Annotated in this window: 9 protein-coding genes; 6 read left to right on the top strand and 3 right to left on the bottom strand. The window is 64.0% G+C overall.

The features are described from left to right. Nucleotides 1-9: 9 nt before the first annotated feature. The 5 genes from GPJ75_RS07710 (at nucleotide 10) to GPJ75_RS07690 (ending at nucleotide 15,526) form a co-directional block, all read left to right on the top strand. The gene (locus GPJ75_RS07710; protein ID WP_246248964.1) at nucleotides 10-849 is read left to right on the top strand and encodes a glycoside hydrolase family 16 protein; all 840 of its coding nucleotides are present in this window, start codon (nucleotides 10-12) and stop codon (nucleotides 847-849) included. A gap of 281 nt (nucleotides 850-1,130) precedes the next feature. After that, entirely contained in the window at nucleotides 1,131-3,071 is a 1,941-nt protein-coding gene (locus GPJ75_RS07705; RefSeq protein WP_163266793.1) for a non-ribosomal peptide synthetase, read from the top strand. Beyond that, nucleotides 3,068-11,059, top strand: a complete 7,992-nt coding sequence (locus GPJ75_RS07700) for a non-ribosomal peptide synthetase/type I polyketide synthase (RefSeq protein WP_163266791.1) — start codon at nucleotides 3,068-3,070, stop codon at nucleotides 11,057-11,059. Before GPJ75_RS07705 ends, GPJ75_RS07700 begins: the two co-directional genes overlap by 4 nt. Then, the gene (locus GPJ75_RS07695) at nucleotides 11,056-13,875 is read left to right on the top strand and encodes a condensation domain-containing protein (protein WP_163266789.1); all 2,820 of its coding nucleotides are present in this window, start codon (nucleotides 11,056-11,058) and stop codon (nucleotides 13,873-13,875) included. The genes GPJ75_RS07700 and GPJ75_RS07695 overlap by 4 nt, the downstream gene beginning before the upstream one ends. Before the next feature lies 1 nt (nucleotide 13,876). After that, complete coding sequence (locus tag GPJ75_RS07690; RefSeq protein WP_246248963.1) at nucleotides 13,877-15,526, top strand: glucosamine inositolphosphorylceramide transferase family protein; 1,650 nt, start codon at nucleotides 13,877-13,879, stop codon at nucleotides 15,524-15,526. Here the strand turns inward: GPJ75_RS07690 and GPJ75_RS07685 are convergent. Both GPJ75_RS07685 and GPJ75_RS07680 read right to left on the bottom strand, forming a co-directional pair. Next, complete coding sequence (locus tag GPJ75_RS07685; protein ID WP_163266787.1) at nucleotides 15,496-16,302, bottom strand: 4'-phosphopantetheinyl transferase family protein; 807 nt, start codon at nucleotides 16,300-16,302, stop codon at nucleotides 15,496-15,498. The genes GPJ75_RS07690 and GPJ75_RS07685 overlap by 31 nt on opposite strands. Beyond that, nucleotides 16,292-17,470, bottom strand: coding sequence for a DegT/DnrJ/EryC1/StrS family aminotransferase (locus GPJ75_RS07680; protein ID WP_163266785.1), 1,179 nt, complete (start codon nucleotides 17,468-17,470; stop codon nucleotides 16,292-16,294). The genes GPJ75_RS07685 and GPJ75_RS07680 overlap by 11 nt, the downstream gene beginning before the upstream one ends. 340 nt (nucleotides 17,471-17,810) lie before the next feature. Here GPJ75_RS07680 and GPJ75_RS07675 point away from each other — a divergent pair, with 340 nt between their 5' ends. Next, on the top strand, nucleotides 17,811-19,439 hold the full coding sequence (locus GPJ75_RS07675; protein WP_246248962.1) for a GMC oxidoreductase: 1,629 nt from the start codon (nucleotides 17,811-17,813) through the stop codon (nucleotides 19,437-19,439). Here GPJ75_RS07675 and GPJ75_RS07670 read toward each other — a convergent pair. Then, nucleotides 19,426-20,244: a methyltransferase, TIGR04325 family gene (locus tag GPJ75_RS07670; protein ID WP_343036177.1), complete on the bottom strand. Its 819-nt coding sequence runs from the start codon at nucleotides 20,242-20,244 to the stop codon at nucleotides 19,426-19,428. The genes GPJ75_RS07675 and GPJ75_RS07670 overlap by 14 nt on opposite strands. Between the last annotated feature and the right edge of the window lie 83 nt (nucleotides 20,245-20,327).

Below are 20,327 nucleotides of genomic sequence, written 5' to 3'. Positions count from 1 at the left end.
GGTAGTCATATGAATTCTCCGGAACAAATCCCCCTCAAGACACGCAACGTTCGATATGGTGGCGGAGGTAGGGTGCTCCTTGCCGCGGCTGCCCTTGCGGCAATGATTGCCTCTCCCGGCATCGCCGGCTCGGCGGAGGACAGGCTCGATCTGGAGGAGATGAGCGTCTCCTTTGAGGAGGAGTTCGATACCCTCAGCGTCTCCGCTTGGGGGCCAGGCACGCGTTGGATCGCGCACACGCCCTGGTCCGGAGACTTCGGCGGTGCCCGTTTCGCCGACCCCGAGGAACGCCCCTTCACCGTTGACGACGGCATCCTGCGCATCGAGGCGAAAAGGGACGCCGAGGGCGAATGGCGTTCCGGACTGCTGGCATCCGTCGACCCGAAGGGAAACGGCTTTGCGCAGCAATACGGCTATTTCGAAATGCGCGCCCGCCTGCCGGTGGGTCCGGGCGTGTGGCCCGCCTTCTGGCTGATCGGTAAGGACCGGTCCCGCTTCACCGCCGAAATAGACGTAATCGAATTCTACGGCGACAAGCCGGACGGCTACTCATCCGTCGTCCATGTGTGGCATCGCGACGGCCGGCACTATTCGCGCTACATGCGCAACGAGGTTTTTGGCGATGCCGACCCCGGCGACTTCCATACCTACGGCGTCAAGATCGACCGTGACTGGATCCGCTTCTATTTCGACCGCGAGCTCGTGTGGAAGACAGAGACCCAGGAAGAGCACCGGCAGCCGCTCTACATCCTGGTCAACCTCGCACTGGTCGACGGACCGACGAAAAACGATACCCTCGACCCATCCCACATGGATGTGGACTATGTACGCGCCTATCGCGCCGACTGAGATTTGGAGATCGTTGGGCAGTCATTTAATGCTTTTGGAACAGCGCTGGCTTGGGTGTGAAGCGCGTCCTCGCCGAATGATCTAAAACACAATCCACATACAGCTTCCGGTCAGGAAAGCCTCATCCGGATGAATATCTGTTCCTTTTCTCTCACGCATGAAATCCTTGCACTGGAGAACGCGGGAAATCATTGATTTTCTTGCATTCTATCTGGAGCAGCAGGTTTCTCAGGGGCAATCTCCGCGGTCGGCGCAGATCACCTTGAAGGTGGGGTGCTGGAATGAACAGCAATGAAGGGCGGGTGGAATTTCTTAATGGACGCGCGACGGCGGCGCGCCCCGTTTTTCAGGCGCGAAACAGCTACGAGCGCTGGCGCAGCATTCATGATCTCGTGAGCGAGCAGGCTTCGCTGCGGCCGTATGCAATAGCCGTCCAATTCGGCAGCACCCGCCTCACCTACGCCGAGCTCGACCGTCGGTCCTCCGCGCTCGCCGGCGAACTGATGCGGCTTGGGGTGGCGAAGGGCGACGTCGTCGGCCTCTTTCTGCCACGTGCGCTGAACACGATAGTCGCCAAGCTGGCGATCCTCAAATCGGGAGCGGCCTACGCTCCCTTCGACCCGTCCTATCCCGCCGAGCATCTCGGCTATATGATCGGCGACTGCGATCCCAAGCTTATCCTGGTCGATAAGGAGAGCGCCGCGGCGATCCGCGCGATTCCGACCGCCGGCGCTGTAGCAGACCTCGACCGCCTTCTGGAAAGCGCAGAAGAAGGCCCGCCTCAGGATTTGCCCGATGTCTCAGGCGGCGATGCCGCCTATGTCATGTACACCTCCGGCTCGACCGGCCGGCCCAAAGGTGTCGTCATCCCCCATCGTGGCATTGCCCGCCTCGTACGTGACCAGAACTACATTCGTTTCGGGCCCGACGACGTCGTCCTGCACACGGCCACGATCTCCTTCGACGCGGCGACCTTCGAGATCTGGGGCGCACTGCTCAACGGCTGCACACTGCTGGGAATAGGCGACCGCACGCTGTCGCTGCCGCGCATTGCCCAGGCCATCGACGACAATCGTGTCACCGTCATGCTGCTGACGACGGGCCTTTTCCACTTGCTGGTCGATCATTGGGGTAGCCGGCTTGCCTCATTGAGGCATGTGCTGTTCGGCGGCGAGGTTGCCTCGGCCGACCACGCTAAGCGGTTCCTGCGAAACAACCCCGATTGCATCCTCACAAACGCCTACGGCCCTACGGAAGTGACCGTCATGGCCTCGGCCTACACCATACCGTCGGATTTCAAAGGCGATGAAATTCCCATCGGGCGTAGCATCGCTCACAGCCGTATCCACATCCTCGACGAGCATCTCCGCGAGCTGCCGCCGGGTTCGGAGGGGCAGCTGGCGGTGTCGGGCGACGGTCTGGCGATCGGCTATCTCAACCGGCCCGACCTCACGCGCGAGCGCTTCGTCACCATCCATACAGCCGACGGAACCTCTTTGCGCTGCTACCTCACCGGCGATCTCGCCATGATGGACAGCGAAGGGATCCTGCACTTCAGGGGACGCCTGGACCGGCAGATCAAAATTGACGGAAAGCGTATAGAGCTCGACGAGATTGAGGCGGCGCTGCGCCGGGACGCACGCCTCGCCGATGCCGTGGCGGTCTGCCATGAGGGCAGCACCGGCGCCAAACGGATCGTCGCCTATCTGCGGCCCCAGCCTCCGATAGCGATGAGTGAAACCGACTTCGCAACAGCGGTTCTCTCTTCGCTGAAGATGGTGCTGCCTGCGCACATGATCCCGAGTCATGCGGTCGTGCTCGACCGGTTCCCCATGAACCAGGCCGGCAAGATCGACCGCTCGCAGCTTCCCCTTCCCCGGCTGGAAGCAGCTGCGCCGGCAGCACCGCCACCTACCGGAGACACCGCAGCGCTGCTGACGAAGCTCTGGCAAGAGGTGCTCGGCAGGGCCGACATAGGCATGGACCAGAACTTCTTCGATCTCGGCGGCACCTCCATGCAGCTCATCCGCGTACACGCCGCGCTGGAGGAAGCCCTCAAACGTTCGATCGACGTCGTGGCAGTCTTCCAGCATCCCAACATCCGAAGCCTGGCACATCATCTCGGTAATGGCGGGCCAGGTGCGGCGTCCGCCACCTCCGTCCAAGCGCGGGCGGACTTGAGAAAAAGGATGATGTCCCAATTCCGCCGGAGCGCCTCATGAACGAAACATCACCTCAGGTGGAAGCCCTTGCTGGTGAAGGCATAGGCAGCGTGGCGATCATCGGCATGTCCGGCCGCTTTCCCGGCGCCCCCTCCGTCGATGCACTTTGGGAGCTTATCGCCCAGGGCAGACATGCATTCGCGCATTTCTCGCCAGAAGAGATCGAGGACGCCTTCGGCGACGACGTTCGCGCTGCCAAGGATTACGTACCGGCGAGACCCCATCTCGACGATGTAGAGCTGTTCGACGCCGAGTTCTTCGGCATGTATCCGCGCGAGGCCGCCCTCATCGACCCGCAGTTTCGCATCTTCATGGAGATCTGCTGGGAGGCCATCGAAGGCGCCGGCTACGACCCCCATGCGTGCCCTGGACAGGTGGGTGTCTTCGCCGGTTCCGCGCTTGCCACCTACCTCATCAACAATGTGCTGTCGGACCGCGAAAAAGCCGAGGCCTTCACCTCGAACTACCAGATCGGCATGTTCTCCGAGCTGATCGGCTCGATCAACGACACGCTTGCCACACGCGTCGCCTACAAGCTCAATCTGCGCGGCCCCGCCTTCACCATCCAGTCCGCCTGCTCGACGTCACTCCTGGCGGTCGCGCAGGCCTGCCAGAACCTCCTGACCTATAGCTGCGACATGGCGCTGGCCGGCGGTGTGTCGATCACCTTTCCCCAGAAGCGCGGCTACATCTATCAGGAAGGCGGCATGGCCTCCCCGGATGGCTTCTGCCGTCCCTTCGATGCCGATGCGGCCGGCACGGTCTTCGGCAGCGGTGCCGGCGTTGTGCTCCTGAAGCGCCTCGACGACGCGCTGCGCGACGGTGACCACATCCACGCGGTCATCCTCGGCTACGGCGTCAACAACGACGGATCCGACAAGGTCGGCTACACCGCGCCGAGCGTGACGGGCCAAGCCGAAGCCATCACCGCGGCATATGCCAACGCCGGCATCGAGCCTTCCACCATCGGCTATGTCGAATGCCACGGCACCGCCACGCCGCTGGGCGACCCGATCGAGTTCGCCGGCCTGAGGAAGGCCTTCGGCGACGTCTCCACCAGATCGTCCTGCGCACTCGGCTCGGTAAAGGGCAATTTCGGCCATCTGGACGCGGCCGCCGGCGTGGCGGGGCTCATCAAGGCAGCTCTGGTGCTGCGCCGCGCCAAGATCCCGCCCATGGCGAATTTCTCCACGCCCAATCCGCACATCGATCTCGACGACAGCCCTTTCTACATTCCGCGGGCGCTCTGTGAGTGGCCGGCAGACGGCCCGCGGCGGCGGGCGGGCGTCAGTTCCTTCGGCGTAGGCGGCACGAATGTGCACCTCGTCCTGGAAGAGGCGCCGCCCGCTCCTTCACCTGGAGAAGAAGACGGAAAAGCAAATTACATCATACCTTTGTCGGCGCGCAATGAAGCATCGCTCGCAGTCATGCGCCGCAACCTGGCCGATGCGCTCCGCCGCAATCCAGGTATCCCGCTTCCTGCCGCCGCCTACACGCTTCAGAACGGCCGGCACCATTTTGCGCACCGCACGGCGGTAATCGCCACAAACGTGGAAGAAGCCGCCGCCGGCCTCGAGAACGAACGTCCGCTTGCCGGCACAGCGGAGGAAACCTCTCCGCCAGTCATCTTCATGTTTCCCGGCCAGGGCGCCCAATATGTCGGCATGGGCGGCGCCCTCTACGACAGCGAGCCCGAATTCGCCCGCTGGATCGATCATGGCACCGGCCTTCTGGAAGCGCGAACCGGCATCGACCTGCGCAAATTCATCTGCCACGCGGGCGATCCCACCGACGAGATGTCGGCTGCCCTGCGCGACACGAAGATCGCCCAGCCCGGGCTCTATCTCATTGAATACGCCACGGCGCGCCTATGGATGAGCCGCGGGCTCGTGCCCGCCGCGATGATCGGCCACAGCGTCGGCGAGTTCGTCGCCGCCACACTCGCCAATGTCATGTCCTTCGACGACGGGCTGCTTCTGGTGGCCAATCGAGGCCGTCTGATGCAGAAACAGCCGCAAGGCGCGATGGTCTCCATCCGCGCCGAGGCCGAGACGGTGCGTGTTCACCTTGACGAGGGCGTGGAGATCGCCGCGGTCAACGCGCCCAAGCTCTGCGTTATCTCAGGCACGTTCGAGGCTATAGACGCCGCCTGCGCGCGGCTGCAGGAGGCCGACATCGCCTTCAGCCGCCTGCACACCTCGCACGCCTTCCATTCGGCCATGATGGACAAGGCGGCGGCAGCACTGCGCAAGGAGACGGGCAAGCTCGCCTACGGCACGGCTACAATTCCCTACGTTTCCTGCACGACCGGCGACTGGCAGACCGATGCCCTCGGCACCTCGCCCGACTATTGGGCGCAACACTGCCGCGACGCCGTCCGCTTCGCCGACGGCCTCGCCACCGTCTGCCGTGACAGAAGGCCGGTCCTGCTGGAGGTCGGCCCCGGTCGAACGCTGTCCGTCTTCGCCGCGCAGACCATCAATCGCGGCGATCTGGCGGCGATCGTCCAGTCACTGCCCGAGCATGACCGGGCGTCCGCCGCCCCCGCCACCTTCGCCGAGGCGCATGCGCGGCTGTGGATCTCCGGCTGCGACCTTGACTGGCCGCAACTGCCGACGTCTGCCCAGCGGCGCCTTCCCCTGCCGACCTACGCCTTTCAGCGCCAGAAGCACTGGATTGAGGCGCCACGGCCAAACCGGCAAGTCTCCATCGCGGCAGAGGCCACCGCACCGCAGGCCAACGCGCCGCGACCGGCACCCGCACACGGAACCGATACCATGAATGTTGTCACGCAAATTCCCTCCGAAAACAGGATCGAGAGGCTGGAAGCGGCATTGCTATGCCTTCTAGCCGAGATGTCGGGCGAGGAGCTGGCCTCCGATGCCGCCGGCGCGACCTTCCTGGAACTCGGCTTCGATTCCCTCTTCATTGGCCAGTTCGCGCAAAAGATCGAGAAGCAGTACAAGGTAAAGCTCTCCTTCCGCGAGCTTCTGAGCAGCATCCCGACCGTCGGCGCCCTTGCGCGGCATCTCGACGCCGAGATCCCGCCCGACGCGCTGCAGCCTGCCGCCGCCCCGGCGGCGCAGCCCCCTGTTCCTGCGATCCAGGCGCCAATGGTGCCCACGGCAACGCCTTCCGCACCGGCTGCCGCCGGTTTGGAAGGGCTGTTCCAGTCGCAGCTTCAGATGATGCAGCAGCTTTTTGCCCAGCAATTGCAGGCGGCCCAGACGCTGGGTGCTACGGTACCGCCCCCGGCACCGCAGCAGACGAGCCCACAATCGACCATCTCCGCCAATCCTCCCGCGACCGAGGCGGCCAAGCCCGAAGAAGCGGAGACCGGCTCCGGGCGGCCGCGCCTTTATAAGCCCGGCATGCGCCTCAGCGACGGCGAGCTGACACCGCAAAAGCGCGCATTCATCGCCGAACTGGCGGAACGCTACGCCGCAAGAAATGCCAGGTCCAAGGCCTTCACCGAGGCCAACCGCCGCCGCCTGGCGGATCCGCGCGCGGCCTCCGGCTTCCGTGCGGAGTGGAAGGAGATCGTCTTCCCTGTCGTCTCAGACCGCTCCAAGGGCTCGCGCATCTGGGACATCGACGGCAACGAATATATCGACCTCGTCAACGGCATGGGCCAGACGGCCTTCGGCCATGCGCCCGATTTCGTCGTCAAGGCGATGATCGACCAGGTAGACAGCGGCTTTGCGATCGGTCCGCAGACGCCGCTTGCAGGAGAAGTGGCCGAACTTATCGGCGAGATGACCGGCCACGAGCGCGTGACCTTCTGCAACACCGGCTCGGAGGCCGTGATGGCTGCCATGCGGGTCGCCAGAACCGTCACGGGCCGGGAAAAGGTGGTCGTCTTCGGCAACGACTACCACGGTCAGTTCGACGAAGTTCTGGTGAAGGGCCGCAGCCGCTCAGGCGCGCCCACAGCGCTGCCGATCGCCGCCGGCATTCCGCCGACCTCGCTTTCCAACATGACGGTCCTCACCTACGGCGCGCCCGAAAGCCTCGACTGGATCCGCGCCAACGCCGAAGACATCGCAGCCGTCATCATCGAGCCCGTGCAAAGCCGCCATCCGGAGCTGCGCCCAGTCGAGTTCGTACGGGAACTGCGGCGGATCGCCACCGAAGGCGAATTCGCGCTGGTGTTCGACGAAGTCGTCACCGGCTTCCGCGTCCATCCGGGCGGCATGCAGGCCGTCTGGGGCATCCGGGGCGACATGGCGACCTACGGAAAGGTGCTGGGCGGCGGCATGCCCATCGGTGTTCTCGCCGGTGACAGCCGATTCATGGATGCCCTAGACGGCGGCCACTGGACCTATGGGGACGACTCCGTTCCGATGGTGGCGCCCACCTTCTTCGCCGGCACCTTCGTGCGCCACCCGGTCACGCTGGCGGCGGCCAAGGCGGTTCTGCAGCACATCAAGGGCGAAGGCCAGGCACTTTACGGCCGGGTCGCCGACCGCACGCAATTGCTCGTGGAAGAGCTGAATGCCGACCTCGCCCGCCGCGGCATCGCCGGCACGGTCAACGGCTATGCAAGTTGGTTCGTGACGGACTTTGGCAGCCTCGATCCTCTCGGCGCGCTGTTTTACCCGCACGCGCGCATGCAGGGCATCCATGTGCAGGACGGCTATCCCTGTTTCCTCACCACCGTCCATACGGAGGAGGATTTCCAGCGCATATCCGACGTCTTCCGCAACAGCCTCGATGCTCTCCAGGCCGCCGGCGTCCTGGCGCCTTCCGAGGGTAAAACGCTGGCCGCGGCCCCCGTGCCGACGGCTGGAGAGGCCGTGACATCGGCCGAACTCACTGAAGCGCAGAAGGAAATCTGGCTCGCCGCCCAGGCGGGCGACGAAGCTTCCTGCTCCTTCAATGAATCCTTCAATCTCACCCTTGAAGGCATTCTGAACAAAGAAGCTTTGCGCCGCGCACTCGACTTGGTTATCGAACGTCACGATGCCCTTCACATCCGTTTCTCGCGCGCGGGCGACCGGTTGGAGATCATCCCCAATTTCCGGATAAGCATGGAATTCAAAGATTATGCCGGGGATCCGGATCCCGAGGCCGAGCTTGAAGAGATCGTCGCGGAGGAGGCCTATACACCCTTCGACCTTGTGACTGGGCCCCTTGCCCGCACACGGCTCGTGCGCCTCGCTGCCGACCGGCACGTGCTGGTCTTCACTGCACACCACATCGTCTGCGACGGCTGGTCGACCAACGTCATCGTCGAGGAACTGGCCGCGGCTTATTCCGCGTTCGTATCGAACCGCGAGCCCAACCTTCCGCCCGCACTCTCCTTCGCCGCCCATGCGGGCAATCTCGCCAAGGCGGAGACGAACGCGGCGACGGAGGATTTTTGGCTAAAACAGTTCGAAACCGTCCCGGAATTGGCCGAGCTGCCGACCGACCGGCCACGCCCGGAGCGCCGGACATTCGCGGGCGGCACCTGCACCGCGCATATCGAAAAGGAGACCTATAAGCGCCTCAAGAAGGCCGGTGCGAAGAGCGGCGCCACCATGTTCTCGACGCTGCTCGCCGCGCTCCAGGTCATGATCGCGCGCCTTTCCGGCAGCACGGACATCGTCATCGCCGTCCCGTCGGCGGGTCAAAGCCTGCTTGGCGACCAGACCCTGGTCGGCCATTGCGTCAACCTCCTGCCGCTGCGCCAGGAGGTCGATGCCGGCGTTCCGTTCGAAAAGCATCTGCGCGCGACGCAGCAAGGCGTCCTGCAAGCCTTCGAACATCAGGACTACACCTACGGGACAATGGTTCGCAAACTCGGTCTCAAACGCGACCCGAGCCGCCTGCCCCTCACGGAAATCCAGTTCAACCTGGAACGTACCGCCAGGAACGCAGGATTTGAAGGTCTGTCGGCGCAGATCGCGCCGAACCCGAAAGCCTTCTCCAACTTCGACATGTTCCTCAACATGATCGAAAGCGAGGACGGCATCCGTATCGACGTCGACTACAATGGCGACGTTTTCGATCGGGCGACCATCGAGCGCTGGCTGGAGCACTTCAACACCCTCGTCTCCGCTATCGCTGACGATATAGGCCGCAAGGTCGTGGACCTCCCTCTGCTTTCCGACGATCAGGAGAACTGGCTCGTCAACGAGATCAACCAGACCGCGGCCGAGTATGAGCGCGACCGCTTCGTCTTCGAGCTGTTCGCCCGCAAGGCCGGCGAACATCCTGATGCAATAGCCGCCGAGCACGGCGGCGCATCCATCACCTACGGTGCGCTCGAAGCCAGGAGCAACCAGCTCGCCCGGCATATCCAGGCCAGGCTCTTCATACCCGGCCAGCGCGTCGCCCTGGCGCTCGACCGCTCCATAGAGATGCTCATCGCCCTTCTGGCAATCATGAAGGCGGGCCACGCCTATGTGCCGCTCGACCCCGACCACCCCGAAGCGCGTCTGCGGCAAACGATGGAGGCCGCGGATATCTCTGCTCTCGTCTGCGGCAGCGATGCGATTGCAAAGCTCGCCACCAAGAACACCTGCGTGATCCGCATGGACACCGAGCAGGCGAAGATCGAGGCGCAGGACGCGGCTCCGCTGGAGCTGCAGGTGGCGGACGCCGGCTCGGCCGCCTACATCATCTTCACCTCGGGCTCGACGGGTACGCCCAAGGGCGTCGAGGTGTCGCACCGCTCCCTGGTCAACTTCCTGACCTCCATGGCCAGGGAGCCCGGTTTCACACCGCAAGACGCGCTCCTTGCGGTTACCACCATCTCCTTCGATATCGCAGGTCTCGAACTCTACCTGCCGCTGATCGTCGGGGGCAAGGTGGTCATCGCCGACCGCGCGCAGGTGCAGGACGGCTTCGCGCTCGTCGAACTCCTCAAGACGTGCGGCGCAACGGTCCTGCAGGCGACCCCGACGCTGTGGCAGATGCTTGTCGAGGCGGGCCTTTCAGACCGGCCGAGACTCAAGATGCTGTGCGGCGGCGAGCCGCTGCCGAAGGAACTGGCGCGCGCGCTACTGAAGATCGGCGGCGAGCTGTGGAACATGTACGGCCCGACCGAGACCACCATCTGGTCATCGCTCGCCCGCGTCGAAGACGACGACAACCCTATCCACATCGGCCACCCCATCGCCAACACCCAGCTCTATATCCTCGACGGCCATGACCGCATCGCCCCGGTAGGCGTCGTCGGCGAACTCTGTATCGGCGGCGACGGATTGGCGAACGGCTACTTCAACCGCCTCGACCTGACAGAGGCCGCCTTCCGGCCAGTCAGGATTGGCGGCAAGTTGCCTCGCGGGCTCTATAAGACCGGCGACGTCGGCAGGCGCCTTCCGGACGGAACGCTGCAACTGCTCGGCCGGCGCGACAACCAGATCAAGCTGCGCGGCTTCCGCATCGAGCTCGGCGACATCGAAGCGGTAATCGACAGGAAGGACGGCATCAGGCAATGCGCCGTCGTCGCTGCCCAGAACAGGAACGGCGACCGTCAGCTCGTCTGCCACTTCGTGCCGGCGGACGGATCGGAGCCGTCAGCGGAAGAGCTCGCCTCCCACGCCAAAGCGCATCTGCCAGGGCACATGGTGCCGAGCTTCTGGGTGGCTACAAGCGAGCTTCCACGCACGGCGAACGGCAAGCTCGACCGCAAGGCGCTCGAGAGGCTGGGCGTTCCGCAGCGCGAGACCGCCCCCATCCGCACCAAACCGCGCACGCCTATGGAAGAGAGACTGTCGCATATCTGGAAAGAGGTGCTGGAGATCGGCGAAATCGGCGTTGACGAAAACCTCTACGCGCTGGGCGCGGATTCCTTGAGCATCTTCCGCATCGCCGCGCGCATGATGGATGACGGCCTGCCGCTCGAAGCCAAGCATCTCCTGCGCCACCCGACCATTTCGGAGCTGGCGAGCTATGCCGAGGAGCAGGACGAAGCGCCCATCAACGGCACGGCGCCGCACATTCCCTCGCTGCGGGAATTCCGAAACGGCGCGCGGCGCGGAATGGAGAGGCCCTCATGAACAAAATGGACCCCGCCGCGACATTCTCCGACAGGCGTCATGCCGTCGTCGCCGAGTTCCCCTGCACGCAGACGCAGCTGCGCTGCTGGTTTCTCGACCAACTCAGCCCCGGCAACCCCGCGCTCAACGTCGCCGTGCGCTGGGAAATCCGCGGCACCTTCAAGATCGCCAGCATAGAGGCTGCCTTCCGGCAAATCATCGACCGGCACGAAATCCTGCGCACCCGCTTTCTGGACGTCTCCGGCCAGCCGGTTCAGCAGGTGGTCGACAAGGTCGATTTCAAGATGTCGGTGATCGATCTCAGGAATGTGCCGGCGGACCAGCGCGACGAGCGCATCCAGTCCATCAGCCGCGAGACGGCGAGCGCACCGTTCGATCTGCGGGAGCCAGGGCTTTTCCGCGTCACCTTCCTGATGGTGGAGAATGATCGCGGCTTCATCCTCATCACCGCTCACCAGACCTGCTTCGATGGCTGGTCGATCCGCGTGCTCGGCCGCGAGGTGGGGGAAATCGCCTCGGCGATCGACGCCAACCGGAGCCCCAATCTCCCAGACCTACCCCTGCAATATGGCGACTTCGCCCTGTGGCAGGATGAATACCGCCGCAGCTATGGGTTCGAAGCAGAGAAGACATACTGGCGCCAGCAACTGGCGGACGCTCCCTATTTCGAGGTCCCTCCCGACCGCCCACGCGGGCACACAAAGACCAGCCGCGGCGAGATCCTGTCGGCGGCGATGCCGCTCGAATTCGGCGAGCGCATCGACAAGGCCGCCCGCGCCCATCAGGTCTCCCTCTTCAGCTACGGCGCCGCTGTGATCAGTGCCGCATTGGGCCGGCTCACCGGCGAGCGGCAGATCCTGTTCGGAACACAGATCGCCGGGCGCGACGAAGTGGACCTCGAAAACCTCATCGGCGTCTTCATCAACAACCTCGTCCTGCGCTTCGACGTAGCGGACGACCTGTCCTTTGCCGAGCATATCCGCCGTGCAAGCGAGACGGTCACTGCGGCCCTCAATCACCAGAAGATGCCGTTCAACAATCTGGTCGAACTCATAAACCCGGTGCGGGACCCATCGCGCAATCCGCTGATCTCGATCAATTTCAACCAGCAAAAGGCGTTCCTGGAGAATGCGCGCTACGGCGCGTTCGAACTTATCAGCGCCCCCTCGCAATCGCCTGGCGTGATCTACGACCTGAACTTCATCATGATCGGCCGACCGAACGGCTGGCGCATGTCGGTCGAGTACAACACCGACCTCTTCGACGCGGGCACGGCGCAAGAGCTGCTGCGCCTCTGGCAGGATACCTACGAGCAAGCCCTGGCGGATCCGGACACCGCACTTCACTTGCCAAGTGCACCCATCCGTCGGCGGGTTCCCGACGAGCCGGCTTCGGGCAGCCCCACATACCTAGAGAAAATCCTGACGGAGCACCCCGACGTTGCCGAGGCCGTCGCAATCGGTGCCGGCACATCGGCAATCGGCCGCCCCTACGGGTTCGTCGTGCCTTCGCCGACACTTGCCCATCCCGTCGAAGCGCTTCCCGAGCACCTGATGGAGTATCTGTCGACCCGTATCGAGGCCAGGGATATGCCGGATGGCATCAGCGTTCTGCTGGCGTTTCCGCGCACGGCCGCAGGTGGCATAGACCGGCAAGCGCTGCAAGCCCCCTCGCCTTCGCAGGCGAAGGAGCGTCCCGCCGCCACGCCAACGCCGGCAGTCGGGCGCCCCCTGACCGACACTGTAACCGGCCCCGCAACCGGCAAGGAGCGCCAACTCGCAGAGATATGGGCGGATGTGCTCGGCGTGGAGAAGGTGGTGGGCTCCGACGATTTCTTCGCTCTCGGCGGCCACTCCCTGCTCGCCCTGCGCATGTTGTCGACGATGAGGGAGACATTCGGCGTCGCACCGGATCTCGCCCTCCTCTTCAGGGCGTCCACCCTTACTGCTTTCTCCCGCGAAGCCTTCGGCGAGGAGCTGCCCGCGCCCGCAAGCCCCGAGCCGGCTACCATCATGCGGCGATCCGCCTATTGGGAGACGTCGCTCTACCGGGAAGGCAATGGCGCGTGCACCCTCTATACGCTGAATCACCCATTCCTCTACTACCGCATGGCCAACGAGCTTGCCGAAGGACCGGCGGTGGTGAACCTCCACATGTTCGGAGCCGAGATCGACGACGCGCTTCGCGGGTTCCCGATGGAGCAGATCGTGGCCGATGCGATCGCCGCAATGAACCTTCGTCCCGATTCAGGCCCGGTCGCCGTCGTCGGGCTGTGCGTGAACGGCATTCTGGCGATCGAGTTGGCAAGGCAGCTGCGCCGCCTCGGCCACCGCGTCCAGTTCGTGGCCGTCATCGATAGCTGGGCGCCCGGCTATTTCCGCTCGCTCCCCCGCTTGAGACAGTTACGCTGGACCATGGAAAAGCGCGCCAAGCGGCTCCTCTATTTCACCGGCAAGCTCATCGGCGGCAGGATAGCGCTGATCGACTACCTGAAAGAGTTCAACGTCACGCTGAAGCTTCTTGGTGCGAAAGGGGCGCCGAGCAAGGAGGAGCGGCAGAACGAGCTCGTCACGGAGTTGCTGGTCGAGGCTGCCCGCAGCTACCGGCCGCGGCCGATCACCGGCGAAGATGTCCTTTTGTTCCGCAGCCGGGCAAACCACAAACGCGCCAAAAAGCTCCTGTTCGGATGGCGCGGCTTCATCCGCGACGACACGCCGGCTTTCGATCTCGATGGGTGGCACGAGGATTCGCTCAGCAGCACCGGCATCAGCAAGCTGTCTTCGATCCTGTCGAAGCGGCTCAACGTGGGGGGCTGACTTGCGCTTCAATGGCAAGGCCTATGTACAGCCGGTCCTCGAGTGGACTGGCAAAAGCAACCGGCCTCCCCTTCGCATCGGCATCCTTGTCGGTAGCGAAGAGGGCTTCGAGAACTGGGAACTGCAGCTTTTCGACCGGCTGTTTGCCGACCCGCGCTTCGATCTCAAGGCCGTGTTGATACATCCGGGCGGCTATGGCCAACACCGCTCGACGCCCCTTTTCGACCTCGTCGCAAAGGTCGACCGCTTGCTGTTCGCTCGCCAGCCTGCTTATCGCCCGAGTTATTTCGAAGATATCCACCAGCGGACCGAGTTCATCCATCTCGGCGAAGCGGGTTCGGGCCACACGATCGGATCGCCGGCCCTGGAAGACCTGCGCCTCGATCTTGTCCTCCGCACGGTCCCCCGAGGGCTCCCAGACGCCTTCGTCGCCACGCTCCCATACGGAGAATGGGCGTTGACGTTCGCCGATCTTAAATCCCGTACCGCGGACTGGTGCAGCTTTGCCGAGGTCAGCGCCGGTGCGCCAACGGTGCAAATAGGGCTCAACGTCAATCATGGCGGAGGAGGCCCCGTTGAAGAGATCGCCTCGGCCGCCTTCAACCCAAAGTTCAGCGCCGCCAGAAATTCGGCTTTCCTGAAGGAAAAGGCCGTGATCCTGCTCATGAGAGAGCTACGGCGGCTGGCCGATACCGGAAGCCTCACATCTGGGCACGACACGGCTTCGGCTCGGCCCGCCGGCCCGCCGGGCACGGCAGAGGTCGCGCGCTATGCCCTCGGGTTGGCGCGCGCGGCGGCCGCACGTGCCGCGAAGGAGCTACGAAGAAAAGCGGGCATGGAGACAGCCGTCTGGACGCTCTATAGCGGCGCCGGCTCCGTCGAGCATTTCGATCCGCATCTCGCCGTCGAACTTTCGCCCACGAAAGACTCGATCAAGGCCGACCCCTTTCTCTTCAGACATGGCGAAGACGTCTATGTCTTCTACGAGAATTATGCTGTCGGCGACCGCAAAGCCCATATCGCCGTCGGCAGGCTCACGAACGATGGGATAGAGCCGCTCGGCCCGGCGATAGAGAGTGCAAGCCACCTCTCCTTCCCCTTCGTATTCCGTAACGGCAAGGGCATTTTCATGATGCCGGAAACGCATCAGGAAAAACGCATCGAGATCTGGCGCTGCACCGATTTCCCCTTGAAATGGGAACTCTATGCAACCGCGCTCGAGGGCTACTCGGCCGCCGACAGCACTCTCTTCCGGCACAAAGGCACATGGTGGCTCTTGTCGAATCTGTCCGACCACCACGCATACGAGGATCATTGCGGCGAACTTCACGCATTCGAGGTCGACGGGCCCACGTTGTCGCGCGTCGTCCCGCATGCGCGCAATCCCGTGGTCATCGGCAGCACCGTCGCGCGCAATGCCGGCAGGGTCTTCACCCGCCATGGCCGCCTGTTCCGGCCGTCGCAGAACAACGCCTACGGCATTTATGGCTATGGCCTCAATATCATGGAGATCCAGGAGCTGAGCCGCGAGACCTATCGCGAGACATGTATCAGGACGATCATCCCGGACTTCAAGCCCGGCCTCGCCGGCTGCCACCATTTCGATGCCGCCGGCGGCCGCTACATTCTCGACGCGCGGTTGAGCAGCTGATTGTCGGGCGAACCTCGCAGAACACGCGCTGCAAGCGGCATTTCCTCCTGCACATCTTCTGCCGCTTCATCCGCCCGATAACGCAGCGAAATATCGTTGTCGGCCGTCAGGGCCGCTATGGCGCCCACGAAGCCCGCCGGCAGGGTCAGGTTGAGAAGCCGCCACTGCGCGGGCGCTTCAAGATCACCCTCGAGCCGCAGCAGCCTCGGCTCGCCAACGGAATCGATCGACACGTCGAAGGCCTCGAGTGGCAGGGAAAGCCCCGCCCCGTGCGCCTTCACGAACGCCTCCTTGCGCGTCCAGCACCGGTAGAAGGCTTCGAGATAGCCGCCCGGCGGCACATTGCGCAGCGCCAGGCGTTCGCTGGGCGAGAAGAAGTGGCCCGCCACGTCCTCCTTGAGCGGCACGATCTTCTCGATGTCGATGCCGACGTGATACCGGTCCGACACTGCCAGGACCGCCATGCCGCCGGTGTGGCTGAGATTGAAATGCAGCGGCGGCCGCGATGCCGCCAGGCGCGGCTTCCCGAACGCGTTGCAAGCGAAGGAGAGGCGCCTGGCGGGCACGCGCAGATAACGGCCGATGATCTCGCGCAGCTTGCCTCGCCCGACGATGAAGCGCAGACGATCGCGCTCGTGCACGAAGCGCGAGGCGCGAGCGAACTCCCCCTCGCTGAGCGCGGTCACATAGCGCGGCAGGTCGTCCATCCCGACGTCGAGCGACCAGCGCCAGATGTCGATGACATCGGGGCCAATGGTGGGGGAGCTATACCGCATAGGAGAGCCTCCTCGCCGGATCGGCCCCGTTCGCCATGCGCCGCGCAAGGAAAGCCGCCAGGGGCGAGGGATAGTTCTCGCCGAGGCTGATGCGGCAAGTGCGCTGCAGGATGTCGAGCGTGCGTGCGCACATCTCCGGCGTATACTCGATCCTGGGCGAGGCCCAGGCGAAGGGGTTCATCTTGGGATGGGTGGCACGCTGTTCGAGAACGGGTACCCAGTTGGTGTAAACATGACGGCTTGAATCGTAGAGCCTGTAAACCCCGCGCCGGTTGCGCCCGGCGAAGCGCTCCGCTTCCTCGGCGCTCTCGAAGATCAGGTGCAGGCCGGCCGCGTTCTCCACGTCGTTGTGCGGGCCGATCCGGAATGCCGGCGAGGAAGCCAGGATGCGCGACATGATCCGATAGCGCTTACGCATGCGGCGGATCATCGGATCGAGCTTGGCGAGCTGGACATTGAGCATCGCGCCCTGGATCTGGCTCGCCTTCAGGTTCACGCCGAGGAAGTGTGGCTCGTTGTCGTTGTCGAGATGGCCGCGGAAGACCGCACCCACGTCGTGATACATCCGCGCACGTACGAAATAGCGGTCGCTGTTGGTGACAACGGCCCCGCCCTCTCCGATGTTGATGTTCTTGAACTGGTTGAAGCTGTAGGCGCCGATATCACCGATCGTGCCGACCCGTCTTCCCTTATAGGTGACACCGACCGCCTGGCAGGCATCCTCGATGACGAGGAGCCCGTGCTTGCGGGCAATCTCCATGATCCGGTCCATGTCGCAGACCATGTTGGCCATATGTACCGGCAGGATGGCGCGCGTACGCGGCGTGATCTTGCGCAGGATGTCGGCCGGATCCATGGTCAGCGTCTGGTCGATGTCGACAAGCACGGGAACGGCGCCGACGGCAAGGGGTGCTGCGGCGGTTGCGATCCAGGTATAGGCTGGCACCAGCACCTCGTCGCCCGGCCCCACGCCGGCCGCCGCAAGTGCGCAGATCAGCGCCCCCGTTCCGCTGCTTACCGCAAGCGTATGCTTGACCCCGAATTTCTCCGAATAATCTGCCTCGAACCGCGTCAACGGCCCCTCGCCTCCACCGCCATAGCGGGCGAGACGTCCCGACATCACGACTCGCCCGACCGCGAACCATTCCCGCAACCCGACCCTTGCCATCGCCTGCTTCCCCGAAATGCCTGGTGGCGTTGCGGCGGCGCGCCTGTCGATATCGCTATCGCCTGCAGGATGAACTCCCACGCCATCGAGCCGCCCTTAGTTCTTCAAGACTATTTCGCAGACGCGAATTATTCAAATAAGCCTATGATATCTTTCAACTTACCGAGCGCGTTATCCGCTAGTACCCAAATCCATTAGCAAGGCATTTATTATAGGCAATTTGGCTGAGTACGGGCATCGCGGATTGTTTGCTAGCATGGGAATTTCCAGTTCGGCGGGGCCCGCTGTGAAAATCCTCGACTTGCAATCCATCCCTGCAGGAACGTCTCTGAAAGCGGATTTGGCGATCATCGGCGCCGGCCCGGCCGGGCTGACGGTCGCGCGTGAACTCGCCAATACCAAGATACGGGTCCTCGTTTTGGAAAGCGGCGGCGCTGGCTTCGAACCCCGAGCACAGGCCCTCAACCAGGTCGACAATATCGGCGAGCCGATCGAACGCGGCACCGCGCCCGGCCGCGGCTATGCGGACGAGCTTTCATGGCTCAACGACATCCCTGCATTCGAGCTGCGCAACCGGCTCGTCGGCGGCAGCACCCATACCTGGGTCGGGAAATGTGCGGCCTTCGACGAGATCGACTTCGCCGAGCGCCACTGGGTCCCAGATTCGGGATGGCCAATCGCCCGCGAGAGCCTTTCAGGCGCGCTCGACCGGGCTGCCGTCGTGCTCAACCTCGGGCCGAACGTCTATGACGAGGGGCTCTACAGCCTCCTCCGCTCGCCGCCCGCCGATCTCCGGATAAACCGGGAACTGCTTCGCCCGTTCTTCTGGCAGTTCAGCCATGCGCGTGAGCGCGCCGAACCGCTGCGTTTCGGCGATGAGATCGGAAAGCTCGACGCCCCCAATATCGAGATCCTCACCAACGCAACCGTGACGCATCTCAACACGGACGAGACGGGACAAAGGCTCGTCTCGCTCGACCTTCGCTCCCTCGACGGCTCTCACGCATCCGTGCGGGCGGATGTGGTGGTGCTCAGCGCGGGTGGTATCGAGAACCCACGCCTGCTGCTCGCCTCCGGCGGCATCGGCAACCGCTTTGGCATCGTCGGCCGCTATCTCGCCGACCATCCCCGAGCCGTCGTCGCCCGCTTCGACAAAGAACAAGCAGCAGCCATCGCCCGGCACTTCGGCTTCTATGGCCTTGAATCAGGCTATCGGACACAGTTCTACCTGCATGGCCTCACCCTCAGCCCGCGGCTACAGGAGCGGGAGGGCTTGCTCAATTGCGCGGCCTATCCGGTACAGGAACTCGCCGAGGACGATCCTTGGCTGGCGCTGAGGCGCCTCGGTCGCAGCAGGGCTGGAAACCGGATGCGGCACGCATGGCGGGTGCTTTCGTCCCCAGGGCTCATTGCCGCCGGCCTTCACCGCCGTCTGGTGCTGAAGCGCGGTCTGCCGCGCAGGCTCGAAGGCATCCGCTTCGACACCATGGTCGAGCAGCGCCCGGATCCGGAAAGCCGTGTAACCCTCTCTGCCCGCCGGGACCGGCTGGGCATGCCGCTTGCGCGCATCAACTGGAAGATTTCGATCCAGGAGATCGCGAGCGTCGCACGGCTTGCCGAGTTGATGTCGGCGGAGTTTCAGCGCGTCGGCCTGCCTCAGCCCAGGCTGGCGGACTGGATCCAGCGCAATGACCTCGGCGGAGCAGCCTTCAGCGATATGGCTCACCCGGCCTGCACGACGCGCATGGGACGCGACCCGGCGACCAGTGTCGTCGACGAGAACGCCCGGGTCCACGGCATGGAGGGGCTCTATATCGCCGGAAGCTCGGTCTTTCCCACCGCTAGCCACGCCAACCCGACGCTCATGATCGTGGCGCTTGCTATCCGCCTTGCCGATCACTTGAAGGACCAGTTCGAGAAGGGCTCCCACCTCCGGCCCAAGCGGGAGCGGCTTCTCAGGCCAGTCTGAAATAGAACCCGGCGCTTTCGCTCGCCCCCAATTCGGGATGCGTATCGATCACGTGCGACAGCGAGGGGATCGACCAGCGGTCTACGAGGCTATAGCCGAGGCTTTGCACATCGTGCAGGAAAGCGTCCTCGTTGCGCATCTGGTACGGCACCCTCGCCTTGCCGATCCGCTCCAGCGTGACGACGGTCGGCCCCTCGCGCAGCGCAACCTTGTTGAGAATAAGGTGTCGCGGTGCCCACGGCAACCGGCGGAGAAGGTTCGACAAGGGAACATCGAGATATTGCAGGAGCCCCGAGCCGAGGAAGACTTCGGCTGCCCCGGCATCCTCCAGCCGCTCCACGAAGTGCAGGCCCGTCAGGCCGTCCGCCTCTGCACGCCGCCGCCCGGCGCGCACGATGGCCGGAAGGTCGTAGACCACCCAGTGCCAGTCGTCCGTTATCGGCAACAGGTCGCGGAAGGCGCGGTACTTGGTACCCATGTGGCCGCCAGCATCGATCAGGAATCTGACCTCGCCGGACAACTGGCGCAGCCAAAAAAGCACCGGATAGTCCCACAGCGCGACATGGCACATCTTCTCGAAGGCCACGTCGGCGACCTCGTCGTGATCGTAGCCCGCCAGCCCCCTTCCGGCGGCCGCCGCAAGCGCCTCGGCATAGGTGGCGTAAGCGCCCGAGAAGCGGCAGGGAAACGGCGACAGGAAACGCAGCCTCCCCCGTGCCGCGCGCAAAGGGGCCAGCGACGAGCGTGCGGTCCTGGCCGCGCGCGCAAGAGCCTGGCGGGCACCTTGCTTGGAGATCATATTCATCGCCCTGTCCTTGTTCGATGAATGTCTTTTCCGATCGGCCGCCGCGCCACGCCCGGCCGAGGCGGAATTAAACGCCCGCGCTT

This window comes from Chelativorans alearensis (assembly GCF_010993735.1).
Lineage (GTDB): Bacteria > Pseudomonadota > Alphaproteobacteria > Rhizobiales > Rhizobiaceae > Chelativorans > Chelativorans alearense.
Note: the sequence above shows the minus strand (reverse complement) of the source record. Positions and strands in the feature narration are given on the sequence as shown.